Source organism: Nostoc sp. KVJ20, assembly GCF_001712795.1.
Lineage (GTDB): Bacteria > Cyanobacteriota > Cyanobacteriia > Cyanobacteriales > Nostocaceae > Nostoc.
Genome location: NZ_KV757613.1, coordinates 13916 through 40117, shown reverse-complemented (window position 1 = coordinate 40117; position 26202 = coordinate 13916). Strand labels below are relative to the sequence as shown.

Here is a 26202-nt window from a genome sequence, read left to right as displayed (position 1 = left end):
AAGACTCAGTACTGATCTATGCTTTCTTTCCTATTCCCTATTCCCTATTCCCTGTTCCCTATTCCCTATTCCCTATTCCCTGTTCCCTATTCCCTATTCCCTAACCACGCAAGTAAATTCAGGAATCAAACCGGATTCCTATATATAGCAGTCCTTAACTTGGTGCTCTTGGTTCGGATGAATCTTGAATTTTAAAATCACTCTGACTCAAACTAGAAAAAAATTGTGGAATCCTCCCTTTTCGACCTAACAAATAAAGTTGCCATTATCACCGGATCTGCACGAGGCATCGGCAGAACGATCGCTCAAGGATTAGCATCTGTAGGCACAAAAGTTGTAATTGCTGATATTAAAGCAACCGAAGCAGAAAAAACCGCACAAATAATTCAGGAGGCTGGAGGTGAAGCGATCGCAATTCCCACCGATGTCAGAAATCGCCAAGATTGTTTACACCTGATTTCGCAAACCGTGGCGCACTATCACAGGCTTGACATCATGGTGTGTAATGCCGGCATTGACATCATCAAATCGGCGGCTGACTTGGAGGAGTTGGAGTGGGATAACATCATCAACGTCAATTTGAAAGGATACTTCCATTGCGCTCAACTAGCCGCAAAACAAATGATTGAACAAGGGACAGGTGGCTCAATTATCATGAACTCTTCAATCGGGGGTGTAGTGGGAATCAATGGCTCGGCGGCTTATACAGCAGCCAAAGGAGGGGTAAATTTACTAGTGCGATCGCTAGCACTGGAATGGGCAGATCATCAGATTCGCGTCAATGCTTTTGCTCCTGGTTACATCGACAACATTATGGAAGGTACTGAGACATTTAGGCGATCGCCCCAAGAGGATCAGCAACATCTAAGTGCGGTGATTCCCATGAAACGACGCGGAAAACCAGAGGAACTCGTAGGCCCAGTGATATTTCTCGCGTCTGAAGCCGCTTCTTATGTGACAGGTGCAGTTTTGATGGTGGATGGGGGATACAGCGCCATGTAGGGCAGGTAAATGAAGTTTCTAGGGACACAACTATGGAAAGATTGATGAAATTTACTGCTATCCGCCGACGGCAATTGCTAATTTTGCTAGGATTTATCCTGGGAATATTCGCAATTGTTGTAGTTAGTTGTTTCCAAACTCATCTGCTTGCCAAACCAGTAAAAAACTCTCAAATCATCGTTAGTAGTTCTGTCGAACCCAACACCTTTAATCCTCAGCTAATGCAGCAGGGAGTAGGGATTTTAACTTACCTATACGAAGGGTTAATTCGTGAAAATGGTCAAGGAAAAATTCAACCAGCATTAGCGCGATCGTGGCAAATTTCTGAAGATAAAAAGCGAGTTGTTTTTACACTAAGAAAAGGATTAAAATGGTCAGATGGTGAACCACTAACTGCCGATGATGTGGTGTTTACTTATAAAGATATTTATACAAATGCCGCCATTCCTTCTTATGCCAAAGATTTTTTGCAAATAGGCAAAAATCGCAGTTTTCCTACAGTGAAAAAGCTGGATAATTGGCGCGTTGAGTTTACCCTTCCAGAACCTTTTGCTCCCTTTATTCGCACAACAAAACTAGAAATTTTACCCGAACACATTCTGCGATCGTCTATAACCACAAAAGACTCAGCAGGTAGACCGCTATTCCTTTCAATCTGGAGTACAGATACTCCACCCAACCAAATTATTAGCAACGGTGCTTATAAATTAGAATCTTATATTCCAGGTGAGCGGATAACCTTTCGCAAAAATCCCTATTACTGGCGTAAAGATTTTGAAAGTCATACTCAGCCATATATTGATCGGATTGTTCAAAGTACAGTCAGTAACAATGATACGGCGTTAATTCAATTTCGTTCTGGAGGTCTTGATTTTATTGACGTGAATCCTAATTATTTTTCATTATTGAAAAGAGAAGAAAAACAGGGAAAATTCACAATTTATAATGGCGGTTCTCAAATAGGAACCACCGCGATGATGTTTAATTTGAACACAGGACGTAGAAATGGTCAACCTTTAATTGATCCGATTAAATCTGGCTGGTTCAATATGGTGGAATTCCGCCAAGCAGTTGCTTATAGCATTAATCGTCCGCGTATGATCAACAATCTCTTTGAGGGTGTAGGGGCGCTACAAAATTCACCCATCGCAGTGCAAAGTCCTTACTATCTCTCTCAGCAAGCAGGTTTATCAGTCTACAACTATAATCTTCAGAAGGCAAAAGGCTTACTTCTCAAGGCAGGTTTTCGATACAACAATCAAGGTGAATTATTCGATGTCGATGGTAATCGAGTCCGGTTTACGCTCACTGCCAATGTCGGTAATAAAGTGTTGCAAAACATGGCTCCTTTAATTAAAGACGATTTGAGCCAGATAGGAATTCAGGTAGATTTGAATTTAATTGCAGTAGGATTAGTTGTAGACAAATTAGCAAATCGTCTGGATTGGGATTGCCAAATTATTGATGGTTTTCCGATGACGATAGAACCCAACGAAGCAATAAATATTTGGTCTACTAAAGGAAACTGGCATTTTTTTAATCGCCAACCTCAAGCCGGACAAACGCCGATAACTGGACAGCAGGTAGCAGATTGGGAGCAAAAGATTGCCGATCTCTACATTCAAGGTGCAGCAGCAAATGAAGCACAGCGACAAAAGATTTATGCAGAAACTCAAAAGTTGAGTCAAGAATATCTGCCGTTTATTTATCTAGTTAATTCGTTATCAATGGTATCTGTACGAAATCACATTCAGGGGGTAAAACACTCTGCTTTGCAAGGAACATTTTGGAATGTTTATGAACTGAAAAGTAATCCTATCAATAATTAACAAATGTGGAGCAAATTTTTCAAACCTTTGCGTTTACTTTGCGACCCTCTGCGTTTCAAAACATTACGATTTTACGCAAAGCTGCACTTAGAAAAACAAAATTAAATCTAACTTTCAAAATTACGAATTACAAAGAGGAATTTTTAAACAATGAACCCAATCAAAGAACGTGAACCCCAAGTAATTGTTTCTACGCCGATTCCTGTGATTGATTTCCATCCATTTATGGTTGGTGATTTTGCGGCTAAAGAAACAGTAGCCAATCAAATCTCGTGTGCTATTCAAGAAACTGGATGTTTTTACCTCGAAAATTGTGTACCTCAGACCTTAGTTGAGCAAGTTTTTGCTCAAGCCCAGAGTTTTTTCGCACTACCACAGGAGGAGAAAAACCAAGCAAAACTGATTCCTGGGACGAGTCGAGGCTATGTTGTTCGTGGTAAAGAGAGGGTATTGCTGGAAGCGTTCAATTTTGGTTTAGACGTTGCGCCAGCAGAAGCGGGTGTAACTCCTCAGCAGTTTGGTGAACCGAATCAATGGCCTGAAAACCAAAAAGAGTTTCGCCAAGTGCTATTGGAATTTTTTACAAATTGTCGTGATGCGTCTTTTAGAATTTTACAAGCGATCGCGATCGCATTGAAACTACCAGAGTCCTACTTCACCGATTTCCATATTGAACGCAACTTCAACACCTCCATAAATCACTATCCACCTCTACAAGAACCTCTTTCCCCTGGCGAAACTCGGTTTGCTGAACATACAGATTACGGCAGTATCACCTTAATATTTCAGGATGAAACGGCTGGATTAGAAGTTTGCAACGATGCTGGAGAATGGATTGCAGCCCCCTTCCTCCCTGGAAAAGTGCTGGTTATCCTTGCAGATTTAATGCAGCGCTGGACAAACGATAAGTTTCCCGCCACCAAACATCGAGTTCCTCTACCTTCCAAATTCCCTAGTAATCCCAGGTACTCGATTATCTATTTTGAGTCTCCTGATTACGATGCCGAAATTACTTGCTTAGAGTCAAACGCAACTCCCAACTATCCACCAATTCGCACCCATGAATATATCAATCAAATCGCTACAGGAGGTTATACGTCTGAGAAAAAATAGCATGAGCTTGTAAACGCAAAGGTACGCAAAGTTTTTTATGATGACACCAATTAACGAACTGACAAAAAAATCTATCATTTCCACACCTATTCCTGTTATTGATTTCCATCTATTTTTAGTGGGTGACACGGTTGCTCAAGAATTAATTGCCAATCAAATCGCCAGTGCTTTACAGGAAATAGGATGTTTCTACCTAAAAAATCACGATATTTCCCCAACTTTGGTTGCTCAAGCATTTGCTCAAGCCAAGCATTTTTTTGCATTGCCGTTAGAAGATAAAAAACAGATAGCTTTAACAGAAAAATGCCATCGAGGATATATTCCTATGGGGATGTCAAGCATACTCAGCGAACAATTTTACTTTGGGAGAGAAATGAACCCAGAGGAATTGAATAAAGTAGATCATCCTTTTCACCAAGCGAACCAATGGCTACAAAATCAACCGGAATTTCAAGAAGCGATGTTGCAATTCTTCGCAGCTTGTCATGCAAGTACCCTGAAAGTTCTTGAAGCCCTAGCTATTGCTTTAAAACTGCCAAAATCTTATTTTACTGAATTGCATTCTGAGCAAAATCATGCTGTGGGATTGCATCACTATCCAGGTACATCTCAACTTTCGCCAGCCCAAAATATTCGCCTGGGAGAACATACAGATGGCAATACTATCACCTATGTATTTCAGCATGAAGTAGAAGGTTTAGAAATTTCTACCAAAACTGGAGAACGAGTTCCAGTTCCTATTATTCCTGATACAGTTGTTGTCATGGCAGGAGAAATTTTGCAACGATGGACTAACGATAAAGTTTATGCCACAAAACACCAAGTTGTAATACCACCTGCATCCGAAAATATTCAACCAAGATACTCCTTTGCTTTTTTTGCCTCTCCTAATAATGATGCCGAAATTGCCTGTCCTGAGAGTTGTTTAGGTGCAAATGAAACTGCAAAGTATCTACCCATTCTCACGAGCGAGTTTTACACCCAAAGAAATAACAATAATACATCAATTTTAATTTCCTCTCAAAATTAGACTTCTTTCTCTCTGCGCCTTTGTGTGAGACAAAAATAAGTAATTTATTCTTAATACAACTGACAATGAATGTAGATACCTGGAAAAAAGTAGTACCAAGACCAGTAGTTATGTTTTTTTATAGCATAATTTTTCTGCTTGCTTTGATTTCGACTGCGGGATTAATCAATACGATTTTACCCTCTTCTATTAGTCCTCAAAATCTTGATGATATCAGTATTAAGTTCAAATATTTTAGCGATCACAAAGATGATTATGATGTTATTTTCTTAGGGCCTAGTACCACATATCAAGGAGTTATCCCCAAAGTATTTGATGAAACAATGGCAGCTAATGGTAGAAGTACAAAATCTTTTAACTTTGGAATTATGGCTGCAAATGTAGCTGAAATGGATTTCTATTTACAAAAAATTCTCGCTTTAAAACCAGCAAACTTAAAATGGATATTTTTAGACTGCTTAGTTGACTTTTTTATGGAGGATGCACCGACTGCGGCTAAAAATGTTTATTGGCATACTCCGATAAAAACGATAGAAAATTTTCAATTAATTTCTGAGTCAACTTCTACTTTTAAAGAGAAAATTAGCGGGTTTTATGCAAATTCAGTAAGTTTTATCTATAGATGGTTAGGTATTGGTTATTTTTCTAATTTTTGGCAGCAAAAATTAGAAGTATACGAAGTATTACCAAAAGGAATATCTGGCGATAAATTGATCCAGGAAGCTGGATATTATGCAATGGATTGGCTGGAAAATAGTGAAAAATGGAAACAAATTTTTCTATCGAAACGCTTGGAAAGTTATCAAGAGCAACTAAATGAATCAAAATCAGGAGTTTTTATTCGAGGAAAAGATACATATCCACTTAATTCTTATGCAATCAAAATTATTAAAAATATAGATTCTAGAATTGATAGTCAAAATAAAATGGAACCTATTTTCTTTATTCCTCCAGTGTTAAATACTGATTTTGATAATTCTGCTATTACAAAAGCTTACAATAATGGTTACATTTCTAATTTGTTTGCTTTTAATAGGCCTAATACTTTCACTACTTTATACGAAGTTGATCGCCGAGCTGATGGGAGGCATTTAAATCACCAAGGCGCTCAAGAATTTACACGCATTTTTGCAGCAGAATTTTCTCAATATTTGAATTCAGCTAATCAATCACTTATATCTGGAAGTCAGTCAATCAAAGCAAAATTTTCCAATCAAACATGAAAAATATCTCCCACTCCCTAGTTACTAGTTAATTCCCGTCTGAGAATAAATATGGTTTTTACAGAATTTCGTTTTCTCTTTTTCTTTATGATTGTTTTCTGCGTCTACTGGGCTTTGCAGAAACATAATCATCGTAAAACTTGGTTGTTAATCTGTAGTTATATCTTCTATGGTGCTTGGGATTGGCGCTTTCTTTCCCTGCTTTTGCTTTCGACAGTTGTTGATTATTTTGTTGGTTTGATGTTATCTAGACCACAGGTAGATAATTCAACAGCAGGACAAGAAATTCAAATTAGCGAAGCAGTACAGAACGGAGACAAGATATTTTCTTGGGATGCGCTGCTAAATAAACCAATAAATCAGCAGCAGCGCCAAGGATGGTTGGTACTTAGTTTAGTTGTAAATTTAGGTTTATTAGGATTTTTTAAGTACTATAACTTCTTCGTTGACTCTGCCTCAAACTTATTAATTTTTCTTGATCTACCTATTAGTATTAATACCCTTCAAATTATTTTGCCAGCGGGTATTAGCTTTTATACATTTCAAACTCTGAGTTATTCAATTGATGCCTATCTGGGTAAACTCAAACCTATTAGAAATTTTTGGGATTTTGCTCTATTTGTAACTTTTTTCCCTCAACTGGTTGCAGGCCCCATTGTCCGCGCATCTACTTTTTTGCCTCAACTACTAACCCCGAAAAATTTAAATGACGTTGATTTTCGAGGATGTTTAACGCTTTTTTTGGTGGGATATTTTAAAAAAGCTTGTATTTCGGATAATCTTTCTCCCTTGGTAGACCAGTATTTCACGAATCCAGAAGTTTATACTGTCTTAAGTTGTTGGATTGCCGTAATTTCTTTCGCTATACAAATATACTGCGACTTTTCTGGCTATTCAGATATGGCGATCGCTTGTGCAGGTTTACTGGGATACAAGCTACCTCTCAACTTTAATTTTCCCTACTTGTCTAACAATGTTACTCAGTTGTGGCAACGTTGGCACATTACCCTCTACAGCTGGCTGCGAGACTATATTTATATCCCTTTAATGAGAATGCGACCAAAAGATCAACGCACAGAATTATTTGGATATAAAAATATTCTCATTCTGATGCTTACCTCTGGACTCTGGCATGGTGCAGCTTGGCATTTTGTCGCTTGGGGAGGATTGAATGGAATCGCTTTAATTGTTCACAAGGAATGGTTATCCTGGATTGCTCCATATAAGCGATTCTTGCCACTGAGAAATATGTTAGGCATCCCCCTCACGTTTTACTGGTTTTGTGCGTCTGCAATCTTCTTTCGGAGTAACGATCTCAGCAGTGCTATGCGAATCGGGAAATCTTTTGTATTCCTAAATTCTCCTGGTTCTCAAAACCTAAACCTTCAAATTGGCTGGCTTTTTATACCTTTAATTATCATGCACTGGGCAGCTTATAAAGGTTGGTTTGCAGACTGGTGGCAGAAAATTCCTAAATGGAGTTTTGCAGTTTTTTATGGTGTGTTAGTTTCAACAATACTTCGGTTTGCAGCAATCAATCCTCAACCATTTGTCTACTTTCAGTTTTAATTATTTTTGCATTTTTTATTAAAAGCTATGAGCAAGAATGCCATTTTACATCCCATCAAATCTTTCTTCAAACATCTCTCGTTTAATCTCCAATATGAATTGATGCTTTTATCTTATAGAGGTAAAAGCAGAAAAGAAGTTTTTAGTGATATATATTATCGTAATCGTTGGGATGGTCAGGAATCTATTTCTGGAAGAGGTTCTACTCTTCAACAAACATCGGTAATCATCAAAAAACTACCAATTTTTCTGGATAAGCTGAATATCAAAACAATGCTTGATGCGCCTTGTGGGGATTTTTATTGGCTAAAAGAAGCAAAACTTAATATACAAAAATACATTGGATGTGATATTGTTGCCGACTTAATTACTACAAATCAAGGTAGTTATGGTAACGAAGTCCGAGAATTTATTAATCTCGATTTAGCAACAGATCCACTGCCACAAGTCGATTTAATTTTCTGTAGAGATTGTCTAGTACATCTCTCATTTAAAGATGCTATTGCTGTAATTAAAAATTTTAAAGCAAGCAATTCTACATATCTTTTAACTACAATTTATCCGGGTATACCTGAAAATAAAGATATTGTGACGGGTGATTGGCGAGCAATCGATTTACAATTACCTCCTTATAATTTTCCCGATATGCTGGAAATTATTGATGAAGAAACAACAGAAAGAAAAGATTACCCACAAAAAAGTTTAGGTCTATGGAAATTGAGTGATATAGAGTTAGGGAATAGGGAGTAGGGAGTAGGGAATAGAGAATAAATAAAAATAGGAGTTTTATATAAAAAATGCGTATTTTAGGAATTTCAGCTTATTATCACGATAGTGCCGCCGCCTTAATTGTGGATGGTGATATTGTTGCCGCCGCTCAAGAGGAGCGTTTTTCTCGTAAAAAACATGATGCGAGATTTCCCAAAGGTGCGATCGCCTATTGTCTCAAACAAGCAGGTATTGGATTATCACAAGTAGACCAAATCGTTTTCTACGATAAGCCATTGGTCAAATTTGAGCGGCTACTAGAAACCTATCTCGCCTACGCGCCCAAGGGATTGCGTTCTTTTATTGCCGCGATGCCAGTTTGGTTAAAAGAAAAGCTTTATCTAAAATCCCTGTTAAAAAAGGAATTGGCAACCCTCGGAGATTGCAAAAAAACGCAATTGCCCCAACTTTTATTTACTGAACATCACCAAGCGCACGCTGCTTCTGCCTTTTTCCCCAGTCCCTTTGAGCGGGCGGCGGTGCTGTGCCTTGATGGAGTTGGAGAGTGGGCAACCACCTCGGTTTGGTTGGGAGAAGACCATCAACTCACTCCCCAATGGGAAATTGATTTTCCCCATTCTTTAGGGCTACTTTATTCTGCCTTCACCTACTACACAGGTTTCAAGGTCAACTCTGGGGAATACAAACTCATGGGTTTAGCGCCCTACGGTGAACCCAAATATGTAGACCATATCCTCAACCATCTTTTGGATCTCAAGGAAGATGGCACGTTTCGGTTGAATATGGACTACTTCAACTACGCCACGGGGTTGACCATGACTACCCCGAAATTTCATGAACTGTTTGGTGGTTCGCCACGCCAAAGCGAGGGTAAACTTACTCAGCGAGAAATGGATATAGCTTGTTCTATCCAATACGTTACCGAGGAAGTCGTTTTGCGTTTGGCAAGAACGGTTAAGAAAGAACTGGACACAGACTATCTTTGTTTAGCCGGTGGAGTTGCCTTGAATTGCGTCGCCAATGGACGCATTTTGCGAGAAACGAATTTTCGAGATATTTGGATTCAACCCGCCGCCGGGGATGCAGGGGGAGCAGTTGGGGCAGCATTAGCTATTTGGCATCAATATCATGAAAAGCCGCGCATTCCTCACGATGGAGATGCTATGCGCGGCGGCTATCTAGGCCCTTGCTTTGGGAAAACAGAGATTCAAGACTATCTCCAGTCTGTGAATGCGCCCTATCAATATTTAGAAGATGACAAACTCATGCCTGATCTTGCCGAAATTCTAGAGCAAGGGAACGTTGTAGGTTGGTTCTCTGGACGGATGGAGTTTGGCCCACGGGCGTTAGGTGGTCGCTCGATTATCGGTGATCCTCGCAGTTCTAAGATGCAGTCGGTGATGAACCTGAAAATAAAATACCGCGAATCCTTCCGTCCCTTTGCCCCTTCCGTCTTAGCAGAACAGGTTTCCAACTACTTTGAGATTGACCGTCCCAGCCCTTATATGCTTTTGGTTGCACCCATCAAAGCCGAGTTGCGAATTCCCATGACAACAGAACAAGAGGAGTTATTTGGCATTGAAAAGTTAAACGTGAAGCGATCGCAAATTCCCGCCGTCACCCACGTAGATTACTCGGCTCGGATTCAAACCGTTCATCAACAAACTAATCCTCGGTACTATGAACTGCTGCGACATTTTCAGGCAAAAACGGGCTGTGCAGTTTTGGTAAACACATCATTTAATGTCCGGGGTGAACCGATTGTGTGTACCCCAGAAGATGCCTATCGCTGTTTTATGAGAACAGAGATGGATTATTTAGTGTTGGAGAACTTTATCCTGGCCAAATCTGATCAACCCCAGATCCAGAAAGATGAATCTTGGAAAACAGAATTTGAATTAGATTAACGCTGATGAACGAAATACAACAACTTGATCGGAAAGGACTACGGGATTTTGGACTGCTTGGCGGTGCGATCGCGGCTGGCTTATTCGGTAGTCTACTACCCCTGATCCACCATGAATCTTTACCCATTTTACCTTGGGTAATTGCTAGCATTCTTTGGGTTTGGGCGATCGTTGCCCCCTCTACCCTCAATGGTGTCTACCAAATTTGGATGAGGATTGGCCTAGTTTTAGGCTGGATTAATACTCGCATTATTTTAGGCATTGTTTTCTATGCTTTATTAATGCCAATGGGTTTAGTAATGCGGGGTGTATTTCATCAAGACACCATGAAAAGAAAGTTAGATGCTGATTTAGAAACCTATCGGATTATCAGTCAAGTAAAACCTAGAGAAAGAATGGAGAACCCTTTCTAATGTTTGAAACAACACAAGACTTCCTCAAAGATTTATGGGGCTTTCTCAAAGAGCGCCAAAAATTCTTTTTGCTTCCACTTATCGGCACACTATTGCTTTTAGGACTTCTGATTGTGTTCGCACAAACATCTGTGTTAGCACCCTTTATTTACACGTTATTTTAAGGAATTTAACGTGACAACATCATCAAAATTTAAGCCTTGGGTAAAGATAATTCTTACCCTCGCTTTATTACTTGGCGGACTTGTCTTGGGGCTAGCTGTCGTTGAAATTGGCTTACGCATTGCTGGAGTTGAATACAAGACATTTTATACCGTTGAGCAACATAGAGGTTGGGCAGGACGACCTTATACGGCTGGTTGGGTTCGGGATGAAGGAGAAGCTTATGTTCAACACAACAGCGACGGCTTTCACGACCAAGAACATCCCCAGGTGAAGCCAGAGAACACCTTTCGCATTGCCTTGCTGGGAGATTCTTTTACAGAAGCCGTACAAGTGCCACAAGCACAAGGAATTGCAGCAGTCATCGAACGGGAACTGAAAAATTGTCCTACCTTCGCAGGTGGTGATGTAGAAGTTATGAACTTCGGAGTAAATGGTTATGGAACCGATCAAGAATTGCTCACCTTGCGGGAAAAGGTCTGGAATTATTCACCCGATCTCGTACTCCTGAACTTCTATACTGGCAACGATGTCATCAACAACTCCCGCACTCTCACCCAAAAAATGGTGAGGATGACTGCTATGGATGATAGCGCTCTTATGAAACCCTATTTTGTCAATAAAGATGGTGATTGGGTGATTAATAACTCGTTTGTGAATATGGATATCTATCGCCCACAGCAGTCATGGTGGCATCAGACTTATCTCAAACTTCAAGATAACTTGCGAATTTTACAGGTTCTCAAACAAGTGAAATACGCTTTTGCACTTCCTCATCAAGAGAACGAAAGACAATTACTTGAATCTACCCAGCAGAGTAAACAAGATCCCCAGCTTGTAAGCAAGCCTGCAAAATTGTCTCCGTTAACTGACCCAGAATGGCAAAATGTCTGGAAGCGATCAGAATGGCTTGTTTACAACACCGCAGCTGATCCTGAATGGCAAGAAGCATGGCAATTAACAGAAGGACTAATTCGCTTAATACATAATGAGGCAATTGCCAAGAAAGTGAATTTTGCTGTGGTGACAGTGACAACTGCTTTGCAAGTTAATCCCGATCCTAACGTGCGCCACGAGCAGGAAATATCAGGGCAGACAGATTGGTTTTACCCAGAAAAACGGATAACAGCATTAGGAGAACGGGAAGGTTTTAGCACGATCAATCTGGGACAATCTTTTCAATCTTATGCCGAAGAAAATAACGTTTGCTTACACGGCTTTAAAAATGCTTTTGCCTGTGACGGACATTGGAATGCTTTAGGACATGAGTTGGCAGGGAAAATTGTTTCTAAAACGCTCTGTCAACAAGGATTGATAAAAAATTCGTAATTCGTAATTCGTAATTCGTAATTAAGAGCGCGTATAGGTCAAGAAGACAAAGGAGGGTTTCCTGAGATTAACAAATAACGGATGGTTTGTATCCTTTTCTTTTTTGGATCAGAATTCATGCAAAAAATAAAGCCTTGGCTACAAAATTTATTGCTCATGCTGGCTGGAGTTATAGTTGGGCTATTGATTGTTGAAACTTTTGCCATTAGTACGGGAGTTGCTGCTCCGCAAAAGTCTAAGGCACAAATTTTTTATCAATTTATTCAACCGGATGCTCAGTTAGGCTACAAGCCCAAATCTAATCTCAGAGACTTTAAGACTGTTTGGAAGGAAGCAAAAGTTGCAGAGGTCGCTAATACAGATGGTTATGGATTTCGCAATCTGGGTAAAGATTACACACAATCTAACTTGTATTTTATTGGAGATTCATTTACATGGGGTCAATGGGTCAGTGAGGAAAAAACATTTCCCAGAATTGTTGAATCAGAATTGAAGCAACCAGTAATTAACTTAGGTGTTCCGGGTTATTCTTTTGCACAATATGAAACATTGTCTAATGAATGGATCGCTAAATATAAACCTAATACGGTAATCTTATCTATAGTTGCTAATGATTTGACCAATTATTCATCTGATATTGGTCAAAAGATATACAATACGCTTAAAGAGAAAAGTTTTTCGCCTTGGTATGAAAAAACATTTTTGTACCAGTTCGTTTTGAAGAATAATAAAAAAAGCTTACAAGCATCAATCACAAATCCTATTTCTAAAGAAGCAAAAAATGGTTTAACTCTATTTAATTTATCGCTGGCACAACCTGAATCAGGTGTTGGTGTAGATAGCGATTATTTGACATCTGGTGCTGCTGTAAAAGTAGAAGCGGCATTATCACGAATCATTAATTTGACCAAAGAAAATCAAGTTAAGCTGTTTGTTTTTGTTGTACCTTCAAAAGAATCAGCATATATCAACGATTACGTCGAGTTGTTTCCTGAGAATGTAGCTTTGCTCAAAAATGAAGAGATTGGGTATCAGCGTTTATGTGAGATCGCAAAATCACAAGATGTAACTTGTGTCAATCTAACTGATGATTTTAGGAAAAATAGTGAGCAAGAAAAGCTTTACTTTGATATCGATGGTCATTGGAATTCTGCGGGACATAAACTAGCCGCTAAGGTGATTTTAGATACTCTAGATAATTCGTAATTCGTAATGACGCTCCTGCGTCGCTAACGTAATTCGTAATTAATTGTTTTGAAAAAATCAAAGAGCAAACAACTGTAGATAATTCGTAATTCGTAATTCGTAATTAATTGTTTTGAAAAAATCAAAGAGCAAATGACAATAAGCCAAACAACTGTAGAGGAAATATCTAACGAAATGCCAACTGGCGAAATGGAACCTCAAGATGCGTCTCGACGTATGCCCTATCCTCCACCAACCCCATACCCGATGATGGGTGCTGCTTCGTTAGGAGATATGCCAACCTTTGCGATGGATGGGGAAAATCTTGGGGGTTACTCCCAGTACGGTGTTGCTGCTAGTTCGAGGCCAGAAAATCAGTTAGATATCTTTACCATTGGTAAGGATAGCGCTATGTACTACAAAAAGTGCGATCGCTCAGTCTGGAGTGATTGGGAAAGGTTGGGGGGCTTCTGTATTTCTGCACCAGTGGCGGTTTCTAGACGAGAGAACCGGATTGATACTTTTGTGATTGGGGGCGATCGCTCCGTCTACTACAAGTACTGGAATGGCTCAACCTGGAGTGATTGGTTAAATCTTGGGGGATATTCTCAGTTTGGTGTCGCGGCTGCTGCTTGGGGAGAACATCGGCTGGATCTTTTTATTGTCAACTGGGATGGAGCCATATACCAAAAGTTTTGGGATGGCTTAATCTGGAGTGATTGGGAAAAGCTTGGTGGCTACTGCATTTCAACACCAGCTGCGGTTTCTTGGGGATTAAACCGGATTGACATCTTTGCCTTGGGTAGCGATCGCGCCGTCTACCAAAACTACTGGAATGGCTCAAGCTGGGTTGGTTGGGAAAAACTCGGTGGCTACTCCCAATACGGTGTTGCGGCTGCTTCTGGAATTGAAAATCGCCTAGATATCTACATCATTGCTCGTAATGGTGCTGTGTACCAGAAATATTGGGATGGTTCAAACTGGGTTGGTTGGAATAATCTCGGTGGCTACTCGATTGCTGCACCTGCTGCGGTTGCTTCAGCCCCAAACCGCGTTGACACCTTTGTTTTGGGTAGCGATCGCGCCGTTTACCACAAGTGGTATGGCATAGCTGATTAAGAATATGAATTTGTCTCACGCAGAGACGCAGAGGCGCAGAGAGTAAGAGTTGAGAAGAATTAGTAACGCTATTTATTTAATCCTTTAATTGCAAAAAGAGTCAAATGACAACCAGCTATCCAACTACAGCAGCAATTTCTCAGGATCGGGGTATGCCATTTCCGGCGATGAGTCCCGCCTCAAAAGAAGATATGCCAACATTTTCCAGCGATTGGGAAAATTTAGACGGATACTGCCAGTATGGTGTAACAGCCGCTTCTTGGTCAGAAAAACGCCTAGATATCTTACTCACCGCGAGTATTGGCCCTCTGTGGCATAAGTGGTGGGATGGCTCAACTTGGAGCGATTGGGAAAGACTCGGTGGTTATTGTATTTCCTCGCCAGCGGCAGTTTCTTGGGGGACGAACCGCATTGACACTTTCGTTTTGGGTAGCGATCGCGCCACTTACCGGACATGGTGGGATGGTTCAAAATGGAGTCGTTGGGAAAACCTTGGCGGCTACTCCCACTATGGTGTCGCCGCCGCTTCTAGTGGTGAAAATCGGCTAGATATTTTTACTGTTGGCATTGATGGCGGGATGTACCACAAGCGTTGGAATGGTTCAACCTGGAGTGATGGGGATAATCTCGGTGGATACTGTCTTTCTGCACCAGCTGCGGTTTCTTGGGGGAAAAACCGCATTGATACCTTTGTGTTAGGTGGGGATGGCGCGATCTACCGCAAGGGTTGGAATGGCTCAACTTGGAGTGCTTGGGAAAACCTTGGAGGGTATTGTCAGTACGGTGTTACCGCCACTTCTACTACTGAAAATCAACTAGATATCTTTACTGTTGGCTGTGATGGCGCGATGTACCGCAAAAGTTGGGATGGTTCAGCCTGGAGTGATTGGGATAATCTCGGTGGATATTGTACTTCTGCACCGGCTGCGGTTTCTCGGAGTCCTAACTGTATTGACACCTTTGTTGCGGGTAGCGATCGCGCCGTCTACCACAAATCTTACTAAACTCATGCACTCCACGCACAAATGAATGATTGTATTGAATAGTTGTTGATATTTTACGGGTTCAAAATTATGTATATTTATCAAGTTGAAATCTCCAATTTTTGTAATCTAATCTGTTCTTACTGTCCTCACCCATCTCAAGGTAGATCGAAAGGAAATATGTCTTTTTCTACATTTGTAGATGTTGTTGAATTAGCACTTGAATGTGGACAAAAAGATTTGTTTCTTAACAATTTTGGAGAACCCCTACTTCACCCAGAATTATTAGACTTTATCGCCTATGCTAAAACCAAAGAAATTGAGTGCAATTTTATCACCAACGGTATACTCCTTGATGAGGCAATGGCATGGCGCTTGTCTGAATTAGGAATACACGATATTTATCTCTCGGAACATCTGATTGGGCAGAAAGAGCGCATTCAACAAATGTTTCAGGAAAAATCTATTCCTTTGTCTATCGTCTATACCTATAATCCTCATCAGCAGGAAAAGCATGATTGGGCTGGACAAGTTACTTCTAAAACTACATCACGCCGAAGTTTAACTAGTACGATAGAAAAGCAAAAGCCGTGCATTTTTGAAACTAAAAAACGAGTTGTGGTTTTGTGGGATGGAAGTATCAACACCTGTTGTATAGATGTAAATGGAACAGGTATTGTGGGTTCTGTTAAAGATTATCTTGGTAGAACACATGAATATGAATTTAATTCAATCCCACTATGCAGCACTTGTGATTTAATGCGTGAATAATAATTACTGAATCAGGCAGGGGCAGAAGATTCAATTCTATTTTTAGATAAATACTATCAATTACCAAGAAAAAATCATCAGTTTTTTAGGAATGTTTGAACTATGACCTCAATCAATGAACTAGCAAAGCAAACAACTGTTGCATCACAGATACCCATTATTGACTTTCACCCTTTTATTGTGGGTGACAGCAATACCAAAGCAGCAGTTGCTAACCAAATTTCTTGTGCTATTGAAGAAATGGGCTGCTTCTATTTAAAAAATGGAGTTTCCCAAACTTTAATCGACCAAGCCTTTACCCAAGCTGAGAGATTTTTTACACTGCCATTAGCAGAAAAAGAAAAAGTAGCCTCAGCAGTAACCGGGCGTAGTCGGGGTTACATACCTTTTGAGAAAATGTTTATTGGCGATCAACCAGGACAATTACATGAGTCCTTTAGTTTTGCTAATGAATTTGACCCAAACAAATCCGGGGCTGACGATTATACAGAGTCCTTGGATGTCCCTAATCAATGGCCGCAAAATCCGCCAGAATTTCGTCAAGTTTTGCAGCAATTTTTCCAAGCTTCCCAAGAATGTGCTTTGAGTGTGTTGGAAGCATTTGCGATCGCCCTGCAACTACCAAATTCCTACTTTACCGATTTACATTCTCAGCAAAACCACGCCGGAGTTTTCAATTACTATCCCAATATCTCCCAGGCTCCCAAAATAGGACAAACTCGCTTTTTTGAACACACTGATTTAGGCAGTATCACCTTACTATTTCAGGATCAAGGAGGAGGACTAGAAGTATACACACCTCAAGGAGAGTGGATTACTACTTCTTCTGTTCCTAATACCGTTTTGGTGATGCCGGCAGATATGATGTCACGATGGACAAACGATAAGTTTTGCGCCGCACCTCATCGAGTTTCTGTACCGAATGATTTCCAGAAAGTAAAAGAAAGGTACTCATTTAGCTTTTTTGTAATTCCTAATTACGAAGTAGAAGTTACTTGCCTAGAAAGTTTCTTAAAAAACGATGAATCTCCTAAATATCCCCCAACATTTGTAGGCGATCATCTCCTAAAAAGAACCAAAGACCGAGCCACAAAATATGGACGTAGTTAAGTCTGGTAATTCATCGCATTAATGATTTTCTGAGGTTCGTAGTGAGCGATTTATCGCTGAAATCTAAGAGATTGTTTTAAAAGTCATGATTGATGTATCAAATATTTTTTTACCCCACCCTAACCCTCCCCTTAGAAAGGGGAGGGAACTAGATTTTCCGGTTTCCCCCCTTTATAAGGGGGGATTAAGGGGGGTAATAATTCGATTAAAACATTCTCTAAGGACTAAAGTCCTTACTACAAACTTAATCAATTTACTCTAAGTAAGTGGGTATTAAAAACCCAAGTATATTACGAAACGTAAATAGGCTTAAAACCCTTACTAATGACAAATGACAGCCTTACCCTTTAATTTATGAATTTCATTAAAGAACTCGAACAACAAACTGCAATTTCAACACAAATTCCCATCCTTGATTTCCATAAATTTACTGCTTCTCAAGTCTTACAGGCAATTCAAGAAGTTGGCTGCTTTTACTTAAAAAACTGTGTTCCCCAAGATGCAATTGATCAAGCCTTTACCAATGCCAATGGCTTCTTTGGGCTACCAGAATCAGAAAAAAGACAACTAGCTTGGAAGGATGGCGCGGCTCTCGGATATTTTTACACTAAGTATAATGGTGACTTTCGGGAAGCCTTCGTCTTCGGTGAAGCTGTTTTAACAGGACAGGTTGATACAGATTCTACTGTGGCGCAACAGGTTCATCAACACCTCGCAGACCATCCCGCCTTTCGTGATGCTGTGCAGCAATTATTCACAGCTTGTCATGATGCTGGTAATCGTATTCTCAAAGCGATCGCCATTGCTCTAAATTTACCAGAATCTTACTTTAGCGATCGCCATCCTCAACAAGCCGACTATGGACTGTTGCATCGCTACTATGAAGTATCCGAACCTCCCCAACCCGGAGAAGCCCGCTTCGAGGAACATACAGACTGGGGAAGTCTTTCCTTACTTTTTCAGGATGAAAATGGCGGACTAGAGGTTTGCACCAATGCCGGAGAATGGATTGCTGCGCCCCCACTTCCTAACACACCGATAGTCTTTATTGCAGATGTCATGCAACGATGGACAAACGATAAACTCCCTGCTACCAAACATCGGGTACTAATGCCAGCCGATGCCCGTAGTCTTCCAGAAAGATACTCTTTAGCTTTCTTTCTCTCTCCTGGTGATGATACAGAAATTGCGTGTATTGAAAATTGCTTAGATGCTGGCAAATCTCCTAAATACACCCCAATTCTCACAAAGGAATATTACAAACAAAAAACTGAAGATTTGGCAAAAAGATTTAACAATCCTCAATGAAAGGGAACAAGCAAAAGTAAATCGCCTGTTCTCCCCAGAAAATTCTTAATTACGAATTACGTTAGCGCAGCGTTAGCGACGCAGGAGCGTCATTACGAATTACGAATTATTCCGTTACCAATTCTCAAGCAGGGCAATAGATTCAGATGGTGGGGGAAAAGCAACATCCAAAGCACTCAATTCTTCTTTTGTTAACTGCAAATCGAGGGCAGCACGATTCTGTTCAACGTGGGTGATACTGCTGGCTTTGGGAAAAACTATCACCTCTTGATGCAACAACCAAGCGATCGCCAGTTGTGCAACTGTTACGCCGCGCTGTTGGGCAATTGATTGCAATTTGGGATGTTTGAGTAGTTCACCTTGTAACAAAGGTGAATGCGCCATGATCGGGATTCCTCTTTGCCGACACCAGGATAACAACTTCCACTCACTATTACGATGCTGCAAATTGTAGGGGATTTGATTTGTCGCAATAGCTTCACCTCCGGGTAAAGCACTGGCTTCTTCCATATCCTCAACATCAAAATTGCCAACACCATAATCTCGAATTTTGCCAGATTGTTTCAGCGTCTCAAATGCTGCCAACGTTTCTGATAACGTTACAGGCCCCCGCCAATGCAGCAAATAAAGGTCGAGATAATCTGTCTGCAAGCGCCGTAAACTATTCTCACAAGCTGCGATCGCGCCTTGCCCAGTTGCATTGCGAGGCGCAACCTTACTCACAAGAAAGACTGATGAACGATAATTAGCGATCGCTTCGCCAATTAACGTTTCCGCCCTACCCTCACCGTAAATCTCTGCCGTATCAATCAACGTCATCCCCAAATCAAGCCCGCGACGCAAAGCAGCAATTTCACTTTCATGCTGGGCGATCGCTTCACCCAATCCCGCAGTCCCCATTCCCAGAACTGGCATCAATCGACCGGATGGTAAACAAATAGTTTTCATTAGCAACTTCTTAACTTAAAACTTACAAACTTGCTTTACTTATCTTCAAGTATTTTTGCACAGTAAAACACAAATGTTTAACTTTTCTATTAAAAAAAATTGCTATTTTCTTTACGGCTTTTAGTGATAAAAATCTTAATTTTAAACACCAAAATCACAACTTAACTTATTTAACTTTTACCTAAAGTCAACATCTAATTAATTATGAAAATTGCCTTCTTTGATTATCCTGTAACCTTAGCAGAACCACCTAAAACTGGAGGAATTCGCTTAGTATCTTACGCGTTAGCACGACGTTTAGCTCGTGCTGGTCATGAAGTTTTATTCTATGGCTCAAAAGGTCACTATCAAGAATTAGAATATCACGAAGATGGCATTACCTATCGCCGTATTCCCGAATCATGGTTTGATAAAATATTAGAACCATTAAACTTTCTTGATATTTGGAACATATCTCATCCTCAACGACCTTTCTATGCATCTAAATTATTTTATTGTGAATTTTACCGACAAGTCGCCAAGGATATCCAAGCACAGCAATGTGATGTGATTCATATAAACATTGTTTTTCAATTTGTTCCCCTCATGCGTGCCTATAACCCCCAAGCAAAAATTGTTTTACATATACATAGTGATTTTCTCCCATTGTTCGATCCAATAATCGTAGAAAAGCACCTTAAATCAGTCGATTTAGTAATTGGATGCAGCGACTATCTAAAAAATCAGGTTCGTAAATATTTGCCTCACGTTAACAGCCAAACTTTATATAACGGTGCAGATACTCGTCACTTCGCCGTCTCTAATCATCACAATAGAGAAGCCAAGAAAAAAGATATTAAACAAATCCTTTTTGTGGGTAGAATTTCACCAGAGAAGGGTATACACGTTTTAATTGATGCCTTTAATAAAGTAGTGGCTCGTTATCCCCAAGTACAGCTAAAACTTGTCGGTTCAGAAACCGCATTAGTACCGTGGTACACACTTGATAGAAAAGACCCGCAAATTCAGAATCTTCATCCTTATTACCAAGGTAGCTATCGGGAGCAATTGCAAAAACGAATTGCTTCTAACGCAGCCAGTTCGGTTTTTTTTCTGGGCAAAGTTCCCCATTTTGAACTATTTGAGTATTATCAGCAAGCAGATATATTTATTTTTCCATCTGTTTGGAATGAGGCATTTGGGATGCCGATTATCGAAGCAATGTCAATGAGATTACCTGTTATTGCTACCCGTGGGGGTGCTTTCCCTGAACTGATAGAGGATGGGAAAACAGGGTTATTGGTCGAACGCGGGGATGTGGATGCTTTAGCCAACGCAATACTGCGGCTGCTTTTAGATGACAATCTCAGAACTGCAATGGGAGAACTTGGACAGCAACAAGCAGTTGAAAAGTTTGATTGGGATCATCAGGCGCAAAAGCTATTGCACCAATATCAAGAAATAGACCTCTTGCAAAAATCGTTGAATCACCCCTCCCCAACCCTCCCCTTGTGAAGGGGAGGGGGCAATATTTCAAGTTTCCCCCCTTTATAAGAGGGGATTAAGGGGGTCTATTCGACTTATGCAAGAGGTCTAATGATGAAAAGTTTGAATATGCATACACTTAGGAGTTGATCGTGTTAGCAAGTATAGAAAAAACGCCACTGACTATTTTCCGTGAGATGAAACTGTTTATCATTGTTTGGGTGGGACAGCTAATTGCATCTATTGGTAGCAGCATCACCGCATTTGCTTTGGATGTTTGGGTTTACGAACATACTGGTTCTGTTACCCAATTTGCTCTTATTACCCTTTCCAATACTTTACCTCTGATCTTACTTGCACCTGTAGCTGGGTTATTAGTAGATCGGTGGGATCGTAGATGGACAATGATTCTCAGCGATTTATTTGCAACTTTAGCAACAGTAGCGATCGGTGCTTTGTTTATCATCGGTCGATTGGAAGTGTGGCATATTTACTTAGCTAATACCTTCAGTGCTATCTTCGTGGCTTTTCAGATACCCGCTTTCATCGCTTCCATCAGCCTACTAGTACCAAAACAGCACCTTGGTCGTGCTAATGGAATGTTGAGTTTCATGAACGGTACTGCACGGCTCGTAGCCCCACCTTTAGGAGGTGTCTTGTTAGGTATAATTTCTCTCCAGGGGATTATCGTGCTTCACTTAATCACCATATTTTTCGGTGTTAGTCTCCTGTTGTTGCTTCGGTTCCCTAAAGCTACTACTTCTGTTGTTGCAATCAGGGAGAGTTCTTTTCTAAAAGAAACAACTTATGGATTGACCTATTTAGTTGCTCGACCAGGACTGCTAGGAGTGTTAATAATCTCAGCTTCTAGCATTTTCCTTGTAGGAGGTGTTCAAGTCATTACTATACCCTTAGTATTATCTTTCGCTCCTGTAACAGTTTTGGGGACTATTCTTTCGCTCTTTGGCGTTGCTGTTTTGGTAGGGAGTTTGCTGATTGGTATTTGGGGAGGTCTAGAGCGTAACATAAATATAATATACGGCTGTATGCTCCTTACCGGTGTGTCTCTTTTCGTTGCCGGTTTGCAACCTACTCTCGTTGTCTTCATTGTTGGCGTCTTCTTATTCTTCTTGATACGACCAATAATTGCTAGTTCAACGCAAGCTATTTTTCAGTCTAAAGTAGAACCTGATGTGCAGGGTAGAGTCTTTTCAATCAAAGGAGCGATGGAAGCCGCAGGTCTACCTCTAGGCTATATTACGATAGGGCCTTTGGCAGAAAAGGTTTTTGAACCCTTAATGGCTACTGATGGTTCCTTGGCAGGCAGTATCGGACAAATTATCGGTGTTGGTACAGGTCGTGGGATGGGACTTCTATTGATGATCGTGGGAATATTGACTATTTCAGCAACTTGTATTGCCTACTTCTTTCCCCGCTTAAGGTTTGTGGAAGATGAACTACCCGATGTTGTTGATGGAGTTGCGTTAGCTACGCCCGCCGCAGGCATCGTTGCTATGTCCCCCTCAGCTATCCCGGAGACTTAAATAAACGATCCAGAAAAAATCAAGACAGCTTTTAATAAATAATGATAATCATTGAGTAAAGAAGGTATGCAATCTAAAGTTTCTCGTGATCAACCCATAACGAATGCTCGTTTGACTTTTAATCAATTTTGGGAGAATGTCAGAGCGATCGCAGGGCCTTACTGGTATCCAACAGAGCCAGGGAGCAGAGCATTTTCAGAGGTGATTCGCACATGGTCAATGCTCGTTCTTCTGGTCTTATTAATAATCGCGCTCGTGGGTGTAACTGCCTTCAATACCTTCATTAGTAATTATTTGGTCAATGTCATCATTGAAGAGAAAGATGCTACTAAGTTTATTCAAACATTATCGATTTATGGCGTTAGCCTAATCTGCGTAACGTTCTTGGTAGGATTTTCTAAATTTCTCAGAAAAAGAATCGCTCTTGATTGGTATGAATGGCTAAATAATCGCATCTTATCAAAATATTTGAGCAATCGCGCTTATTATAGAATAAATTTTAAATCCGATCTCGATAATCCAGATCAACGCCTATCCCAAGAAATTGAACCTATTACCAGTAATGCTCTGAGTTTTTCAGCTACTTTACTAGAAAAAGTACTAGAAATGACGACCTTTATAATAATTCTTTGGTCAATTTCCCAACTTATTGCAGTTGTTCTGCTGACTTATACGATCGTAGGAAATTTGATTGCTATTTACATAACCCAAGAATTGAATAAGATTAATCAAGAGGAACTTGAACTTAAAGCTGAATATAATTATTCTCTAACTCATGTTCGTAATCACGCTGAATCGATAGCTTTTTTTCAAGGAGAAAACCAAGAATTAAATATAATTCAGCGCCGATTTAGTAATCTCCTTAAAAATGCTGAACGCAAGATTAATTGGGAGAGAGGTAAGGAAATTTTTAACAGAGGATATCAGGCTCTTATCCAAATATTTCCATTTTTAGTACTTGGCCCATTATATATTAACGATGAAATTGATTTCGGACAAGTTGGGCAAGCTAGTATAGCTGCCGGTCTATTTGCTAATGCTATGGCAGAATTAATCAATGAATTTGGGACTTCTGGAAGATTTTCCAGTTACGCTGAACGTTTAGCCGAATTTTCAAATGCCTTAGAAGCTGTTACCAAACAACCAGAGAATGTCAGTACTATTAGAATCCTAGAAGAAAACCATCTTGCTTTTGAAAATGTCACCTTACAAACGCCCAACTATGAACAGGTGATTGTTGAAGATTTATCGTTGTCTGTTCAACCGGGAGAAGGTTTATTGATTGTCGGCCCTAGTGGTCGAGGTAAAAGTTCTCTGTTGAGAGCGATCGCAGGTTTGTGGAATGCGGGGACTGGTCGTTTGGTGCGACCTCCCCTAGAAGAAGTCTTATTCTTACCCCAACGTCCTTACATAATTTTGGGAACTTTGCGCGAACAATTGCTCTATCCTAGTACCAGTCGTCAAATGACTGATGCAGAACTCAAAGAAGTTTTGCAACAGGTCAATCTACAAAACTTACTGAGTCGAGTCGATGGCTTTGATACAGAAGTTCCTTGGGAAAATATATTATCGATAGGAGAACAACAACGCTTGGCTTTTGCACGACTGTTAGTGACTCATCCTAGCTTTACTATATTAGATGAAGCAACGAGTGCTTTAGATTTGCAAAATGAGGGAAGGTTATATCAACAGTTACAAGACACGAAAACAACATTTATCAGTGTTGGGCATCGGGAAAGCTTGTTTGATTATCATCAATGGGTTTTGGAACTTGCACAAGATTCCAGTTGGCAACTTGTGACTGTGCAGGATTATAGAAATCAAAAAATAATTACCCATAACTCTACTGAAAATACTCGCATTACTATAGACAGGTTGCCTAATAATGAATCCCAAGATCAATCAGAAATATTGACTCAAAAAGCTAAAAGTGTAGGACTTTCTCATAAAGAAATGACTGAATTAACCTTCTATTCCATTAAGACGATTAGAAGTAAGGCAAGTAAAGGTGAGTCTATCACTGATAGGGACGGCTTGACCCGCCACTATGACAAAGACTTAAAGGTGTGGAAATAGGTTAGTTCCCGGTGCAAAATTGCTGAACAAATCAGATATAAATGGAAAGGTAGTTTTAAATCTGAAACCCTTATCCTGCCGTCAATACGTTAAAAAACCCTTGTGGGAAACCTAGAAGGAATTTTTAGGACTGATTTTTTTGCCAAGCCGAGCGAGAAATGGGAGTTAATGGTTAAAGCATCATCATCTCATCCTCGTAAATTGGCGAAGGTATTGTTACTCATTACTTATTACTTATTACTCCTTACTCCAGAATCACCGCGCCTTTAGGTCGGTCAGGATGTCACCTTCATTCCCCCACTCCCTTAATCCGAATGGCACTAAGAAAAGATACAGCCCTTGTTCTGACTGGAACAAGCCTGGAGGCTGGGAATCCATTCTGGGAGGCTCCGCCTCCAGTAGCTTGAATTGAGGCAGAGCCTCTTTTAAATACATTCCCAGCCTCCAGGCTGGGAACGAGACGACACAAGCTTTTGGGTTTTTCTTAGTGCCATTCCCCTTAATCCTAAAGATGCAACTTGAATCCTGATAGCTTATTCTTTTGTTATCCAAATACTAAGGATGCTTTAGATGGTTGCCCAAATCCAAGAACTTGAAGCGCAGCACTGGGTTAAAACTCGTTCTTCCCTCGACCCTAGCGAATCGACTTTCCTGATTTGGAAAGGTAAAATTTATGCCTTTATCCCCGGCGAAAAAAGACAACTTCTGTTTAAGATGCAGGGATTGAGTGTTAGCCGATGTATTCCCACAGCAGAGGGTAGTTGGGATTTTACTTCTAGGGAACTAACTTACTACCTCAACCCAAAAACAGATGAGGTTTTATCCAAATGGGAGAATCCTTGGACAGGCGAGACAGTTCCGGTGATTCACGTTGCCAATAATCCAGTACAGGGAAAGTTTGAGGGAAATTTCCCTGCACAAGTAGATGGTGATAGCACAACCTTTGTTTTTGATATATTTCCCTATTACCCCAATCCCCTAGCAGACGATCGCAAATTTGCTGAATATAGCCCTAATCCAATTTATCAGGCAGCGGAATTGTTTAAATTAACAGTGCCAACCGCAGATTTATTCAACCCAGCACTCTCCTCAGTTTCTCAACTCAAACTGAGTTGGGATCGGATTGGTCAATGGCTTCCCTGGATGAAAATGGGCGATCGCCCCGGTCAACTGATCTATAGTGCTGTAGGTAGCAAAGTCAATGGTTTAACAGAACTACCCCCACTGCTGCAAGACGAAATTAATAACCGTATTCCTCTATATAAACAAGCCCCAAAAGAATTGATAGATGGAGAAGATATGACTTCCTGGTTATACTTCCAAAAGCATTTTCCAGCTTACTTGGCTGGTGAAATCTTCCCGCTTCCCCAAGCAGAAGAATTGTAACC

The 26202-nt window shown here is 40.4% G+C and carries 22 protein-coding genes; 21 read left to right on the top strand and 1 reads right to left on the bottom strand.

The features are described from left to right. Positions 1 to 225: 225 nt before the first annotated feature. The 17 genes from A4S05_RS14860 (at position 226) to A4S05_RS14785 (ending at position 18782) form a co-directional block, all read left to right on the top strand. On the top strand, positions 226 to 1002 hold the full coding sequence (locus A4S05_RS14860; RefSeq protein ID WP_069070598.1) for an SDR family NAD(P)-dependent oxidoreductase: 777 nt from the start codon (positions 226 to 228) through the stop codon (positions 1000 to 1002). A gap of 32 nt (positions 1003 to 1034) precedes the next feature. Continuing rightward, the gene (locus A4S05_RS14855) at positions 1035 to 2831 is read left to right on the top strand and encodes an ABC transporter substrate-binding protein (RefSeq protein WP_141699723.1); all 1797 of its coding nucleotides are present in this window, start codon (positions 1035 to 1037) and stop codon (positions 2829 to 2831) included. A 150-nt stretch (positions 2832 to 2981) separates the two neighbouring features. Next, positions 2982 to 3944 carry an isopenicillin N synthase family dioxygenase gene (locus tag A4S05_RS14850; protein WP_069070596.1) on the top strand — a complete coding sequence of 321 codons (963 nt, stop codon included), beginning with the start codon at positions 2982 to 2984 and terminating at the stop codon, positions 3942 to 3944. A 37-nt stretch (positions 3945 to 3981) separates the two neighbouring features. Then, positions 3982 to 4974 (top strand): isopenicillin N synthase family dioxygenase, encoded by a 993-nt coding sequence (locus A4S05_RS14845; RefSeq protein WP_084227117.1) that lies wholly within the window; start codon positions 3982 to 3984, stop codon positions 4972 to 4974. A gap of 65 nt (positions 4975 to 5039) precedes the next feature. Continuing rightward, the gene (locus tag A4S05_RS14840) at positions 5040 to 6197 is read left to right on the top strand and encodes a hypothetical protein (protein WP_141699722.1); all 1158 of its coding nucleotides are present in this window, start codon (positions 5040 to 5042) and stop codon (positions 6195 to 6197) included. A gap of 51 nt (positions 6198 to 6248) precedes the next feature. After that, positions 6249 to 7766 (top strand): MBOAT family O-acyltransferase, encoded by a 1518-nt coding sequence (locus A4S05_RS14835; RefSeq protein WP_069070593.1) that lies wholly within the window; start codon positions 6249 to 6251, stop codon positions 7764 to 7766. A 27-nt stretch (positions 7767 to 7793) separates the two neighbouring features. After that, positions 7794 to 8516: a class I SAM-dependent methyltransferase gene (locus A4S05_RS14830; protein WP_084227116.1), complete on the top strand. Its 723-nt coding sequence runs from the start codon at positions 7794 to 7796 to the stop codon at positions 8514 to 8516. A gap of 47 nt (positions 8517 to 8563) precedes the next feature. Continuing rightward, positions 8564 to 10402 (top strand): carbamoyltransferase family protein, encoded by a 1839-nt coding sequence (locus tag A4S05_RS14825; RefSeq protein ID WP_069070592.1) that lies wholly within the window; start codon positions 8564 to 8566, stop codon positions 10400 to 10402. A 5-nt stretch (positions 10403 to 10407) separates the two neighbouring features. Continuing rightward, the gene (locus A4S05_RS14820) at positions 10408 to 10815 is read left to right on the top strand and encodes an SxtJ family membrane protein (RefSeq protein ID WP_069070591.1); all 408 of its coding nucleotides are present in this window, start codon (positions 10408 to 10410) and stop codon (positions 10813 to 10815) included. Continuing rightward, positions 10815 to 10979, top strand: a complete 165-nt coding sequence (locus A4S05_RS41625; RefSeq protein WP_176727014.1) for a DUF5989 family protein — start codon at positions 10815 to 10817, stop codon at positions 10977 to 10979. Before A4S05_RS14820 ends, A4S05_RS41625 begins: the two co-directional genes overlap by 1 nt. A gap of 10 nt (positions 10980 to 10989) precedes the next feature. Next, the gene (locus A4S05_RS14815; RefSeq protein ID WP_069070590.1) at positions 10990 to 12306 is read left to right on the top strand and encodes an SGNH/GDSL hydrolase family protein; all 1317 of its coding nucleotides are present in this window, start codon (positions 10990 to 10992) and stop codon (positions 12304 to 12306) included. A gap of 117 nt (positions 12307 to 12423) precedes the next feature. Then, positions 12424 to 13512 carry an SGNH/GDSL hydrolase family protein gene (locus A4S05_RS14810; protein WP_069070589.1) on the top strand — a complete coding sequence of 363 codons (1089 nt, stop codon included), beginning with the start codon at positions 12424 to 12426 and terminating at the stop codon, positions 13510 to 13512. 132 nt (positions 13513 to 13644) lie between these two features. After that, on the top strand, positions 13645 to 14610 hold the full coding sequence (locus A4S05_RS14805; RefSeq protein ID WP_069070588.1) for a PLL family lectin: 966 nt from the start codon (positions 13645 to 13647) through the stop codon (positions 14608 to 14610). A gap of 104 nt (positions 14611 to 14714) precedes the next feature. Then, a complete protein-coding gene (locus tag A4S05_RS14800; protein WP_069070587.1) occupies positions 14715 to 15614 on the top strand; it encodes a PLL family lectin in 900 nt (299 codons plus the stop codon). A gap of 69 nt (positions 15615 to 15683) precedes the next feature. Then, positions 15684 to 16364: a radical SAM protein gene (locus tag A4S05_RS14795; RefSeq protein ID WP_084227114.1), complete on the top strand. Its 681-nt coding sequence runs from the start codon at positions 15684 to 15686 to the stop codon at positions 16362 to 16364. Between the two features lie 102 nt (positions 16365 to 16466). Beyond that, positions 16467 to 17474, top strand: a complete 1008-nt coding sequence (locus A4S05_RS14790; protein ID WP_069070585.1) for an isopenicillin N synthase family dioxygenase — start codon at positions 16467 to 16469, stop codon at positions 17472 to 17474. Between the two features lie 354 nt (positions 17475 to 17828). After that, positions 17829 to 18782, top strand: a complete 954-nt coding sequence (locus A4S05_RS14785) for an isopenicillin N synthase family dioxygenase (RefSeq protein ID WP_069070584.1) — start codon at positions 17829 to 17831, stop codon at positions 18780 to 18782. A 114-nt stretch (positions 18783 to 18896) separates the two neighbouring features. On the opposite strand, the gene A4S05_RS14780 is transcribed toward A4S05_RS14785, so the two are convergent. Then, entirely contained in the window at positions 18897 to 19730 is an 834-nt protein-coding gene (locus A4S05_RS14780; protein ID WP_069070583.1) for an aldo/keto reductase, read from the bottom strand. A gap of 204 nt (positions 19731 to 19934) precedes the next feature. On the opposite strand from A4S05_RS14780, the gene A4S05_RS14775 reads away from it, so the two are divergent. From A4S05_RS14775 to A4S05_RS14755, 4 genes are all read left to right on the top strand, one after another. Further along, positions 19935 to 21224 carry a glycosyltransferase family 4 protein gene (locus tag A4S05_RS14775; RefSeq protein ID WP_069070582.1) on the top strand — a complete coding sequence of 430 codons (1290 nt, stop codon included), beginning with the start codon at positions 19935 to 19937 and terminating at the stop codon, positions 21222 to 21224. Positions 21225 to 21346: 122 nt separating this feature from the next. Then, entirely contained in the window at positions 21347 to 22738 is a 1392-nt protein-coding gene (locus tag A4S05_RS14770; protein ID WP_256090982.1) for an MFS transporter, read from the top strand. 66 nt (positions 22739 to 22804) lie between these two features. Then, complete coding sequence (locus A4S05_RS14765; protein WP_069070581.1) at positions 22805 to 24814, top strand: ABC transporter ATP-binding protein/permease; 2010 nt, start codon at positions 22805 to 22807, stop codon at positions 24812 to 24814. A 570-nt stretch (positions 24815 to 25384) separates the two neighbouring features. After that, positions 25385 to 26200 carry a DUF1838 domain-containing protein gene (locus tag A4S05_RS14755; protein ID WP_069070579.1) on the top strand — a complete coding sequence of 272 codons (816 nt, stop codon included), beginning with the start codon at positions 25385 to 25387 and terminating at the stop codon, positions 26198 to 26200. The last annotated feature ends 2 nt before the right edge of the window (positions 26201 to 26202 follow it).

Bases quoted from the DNA above. Each gene is read 5' to 3' on its own strand.
- A4S05_RS14795 (WP_084227114.1), top strand. From the start codon at position 15,684: ATGTATATTTATCAAGTTGAAATCTCCAATTTTTGTAATCTAATCTGT.
- A4S05_RS14820 (WP_069070591.1), top strand. From the start codon at position 10,408: ATGAACGAAATACAACAACTTGATCGGAAAGGACTACGGGATTTTGGA.
- A4S05_RS14810 (WP_069070589.1), top strand. From the start codon at position 12,424: ATGCAAAAAATAAAGCCTTGGCTACAAAATTTATTGCTCATGCTGGCT.
- A4S05_RS14780 (WP_069070583.1), bottom strand. From the start codon at position 19,730: ATGAAAACTATTTGTTTACCATCCGGTCGATTGATGCCAGTTCTGGGA.
- A4S05_RS14785 (WP_069070584.1), top strand. From the start codon at position 17,829: ATGAATTTCATTAAAGAACTCGAACAACAAACTGCAATTTCAACACAA.
- A4S05_RS14830 (WP_084227116.1), top strand. From the start codon at position 7,794: ATGAGCAAGAATGCCATTTTACATCCCATCAAATCTTTCTTCAAACAT.
- A4S05_RS14835 (WP_069070593.1), top strand. From the start codon at position 6,249: ATGGTTTTTACAGAATTTCGTTTTCTCTTTTTCTTTATGATTGTTTTC.
- A4S05_RS14805 (WP_069070588.1), top strand. From the start codon at position 13,645: ATGACAATAAGCCAAACAACTGTAGAGGAAATATCTAACGAAATGCCA.
- A4S05_RS14800 (WP_069070587.1), top strand. From the start codon at position 14,715: ATGACAACCAGCTATCCAACTACAGCAGCAATTTCTCAGGATCGGGGT.
- A4S05_RS14855 (WP_141699723.1), top strand. From the start codon at position 1,035: ATGGAAAGATTGATGAAATTTACTGCTATCCGCCGACGGCAATTGCTA.
- A4S05_RS14850 (WP_069070596.1), top strand. From the start codon at position 2,982: ATGAACCCAATCAAAGAACGTGAACCCCAAGTAATTGTTTCTACGCCG.
- A4S05_RS14790 (WP_069070585.1), top strand. From the start codon at position 16,467: ATGACCTCAATCAATGAACTAGCAAAGCAAACAACTGTTGCATCACAG.
- A4S05_RS14840 (WP_141699722.1), top strand. From the start codon at position 5,040: ATGAATGTAGATACCTGGAAAAAAGTAGTACCAAGACCAGTAGTTATG.
- A4S05_RS14825 (WP_069070592.1), top strand. From the start codon at position 8,564: ATGCGTATTTTAGGAATTTCAGCTTATTATCACGATAGTGCCGCCGCC.
- A4S05_RS14765 (WP_069070581.1), top strand. From the start codon at position 22,805: ATGCAATCTAAAGTTTCTCGTGATCAACCCATAACGAATGCTCGTTTG.
- A4S05_RS14775 (WP_069070582.1), top strand. From the start codon at position 19,935: ATGAAAATTGCCTTCTTTGATTATCCTGTAACCTTAGCAGAACCACCT.
- A4S05_RS14755 (WP_069070579.1), top strand. From the start codon at position 25,385: ATGGTTGCCCAAATCCAAGAACTTGAAGCGCAGCACTGGGTTAAAACT.
- A4S05_RS14845 (WP_084227117.1), top strand. From the start codon at position 3,982: ATGATGACACCAATTAACGAACTGACAAAAAAATCTATCATTTCCACA.
- A4S05_RS41625 (WP_176727014.1), top strand. From the start codon at position 10,815: ATGTTTGAAACAACACAAGACTTCCTCAAAGATTTATGGGGCTTTCTC.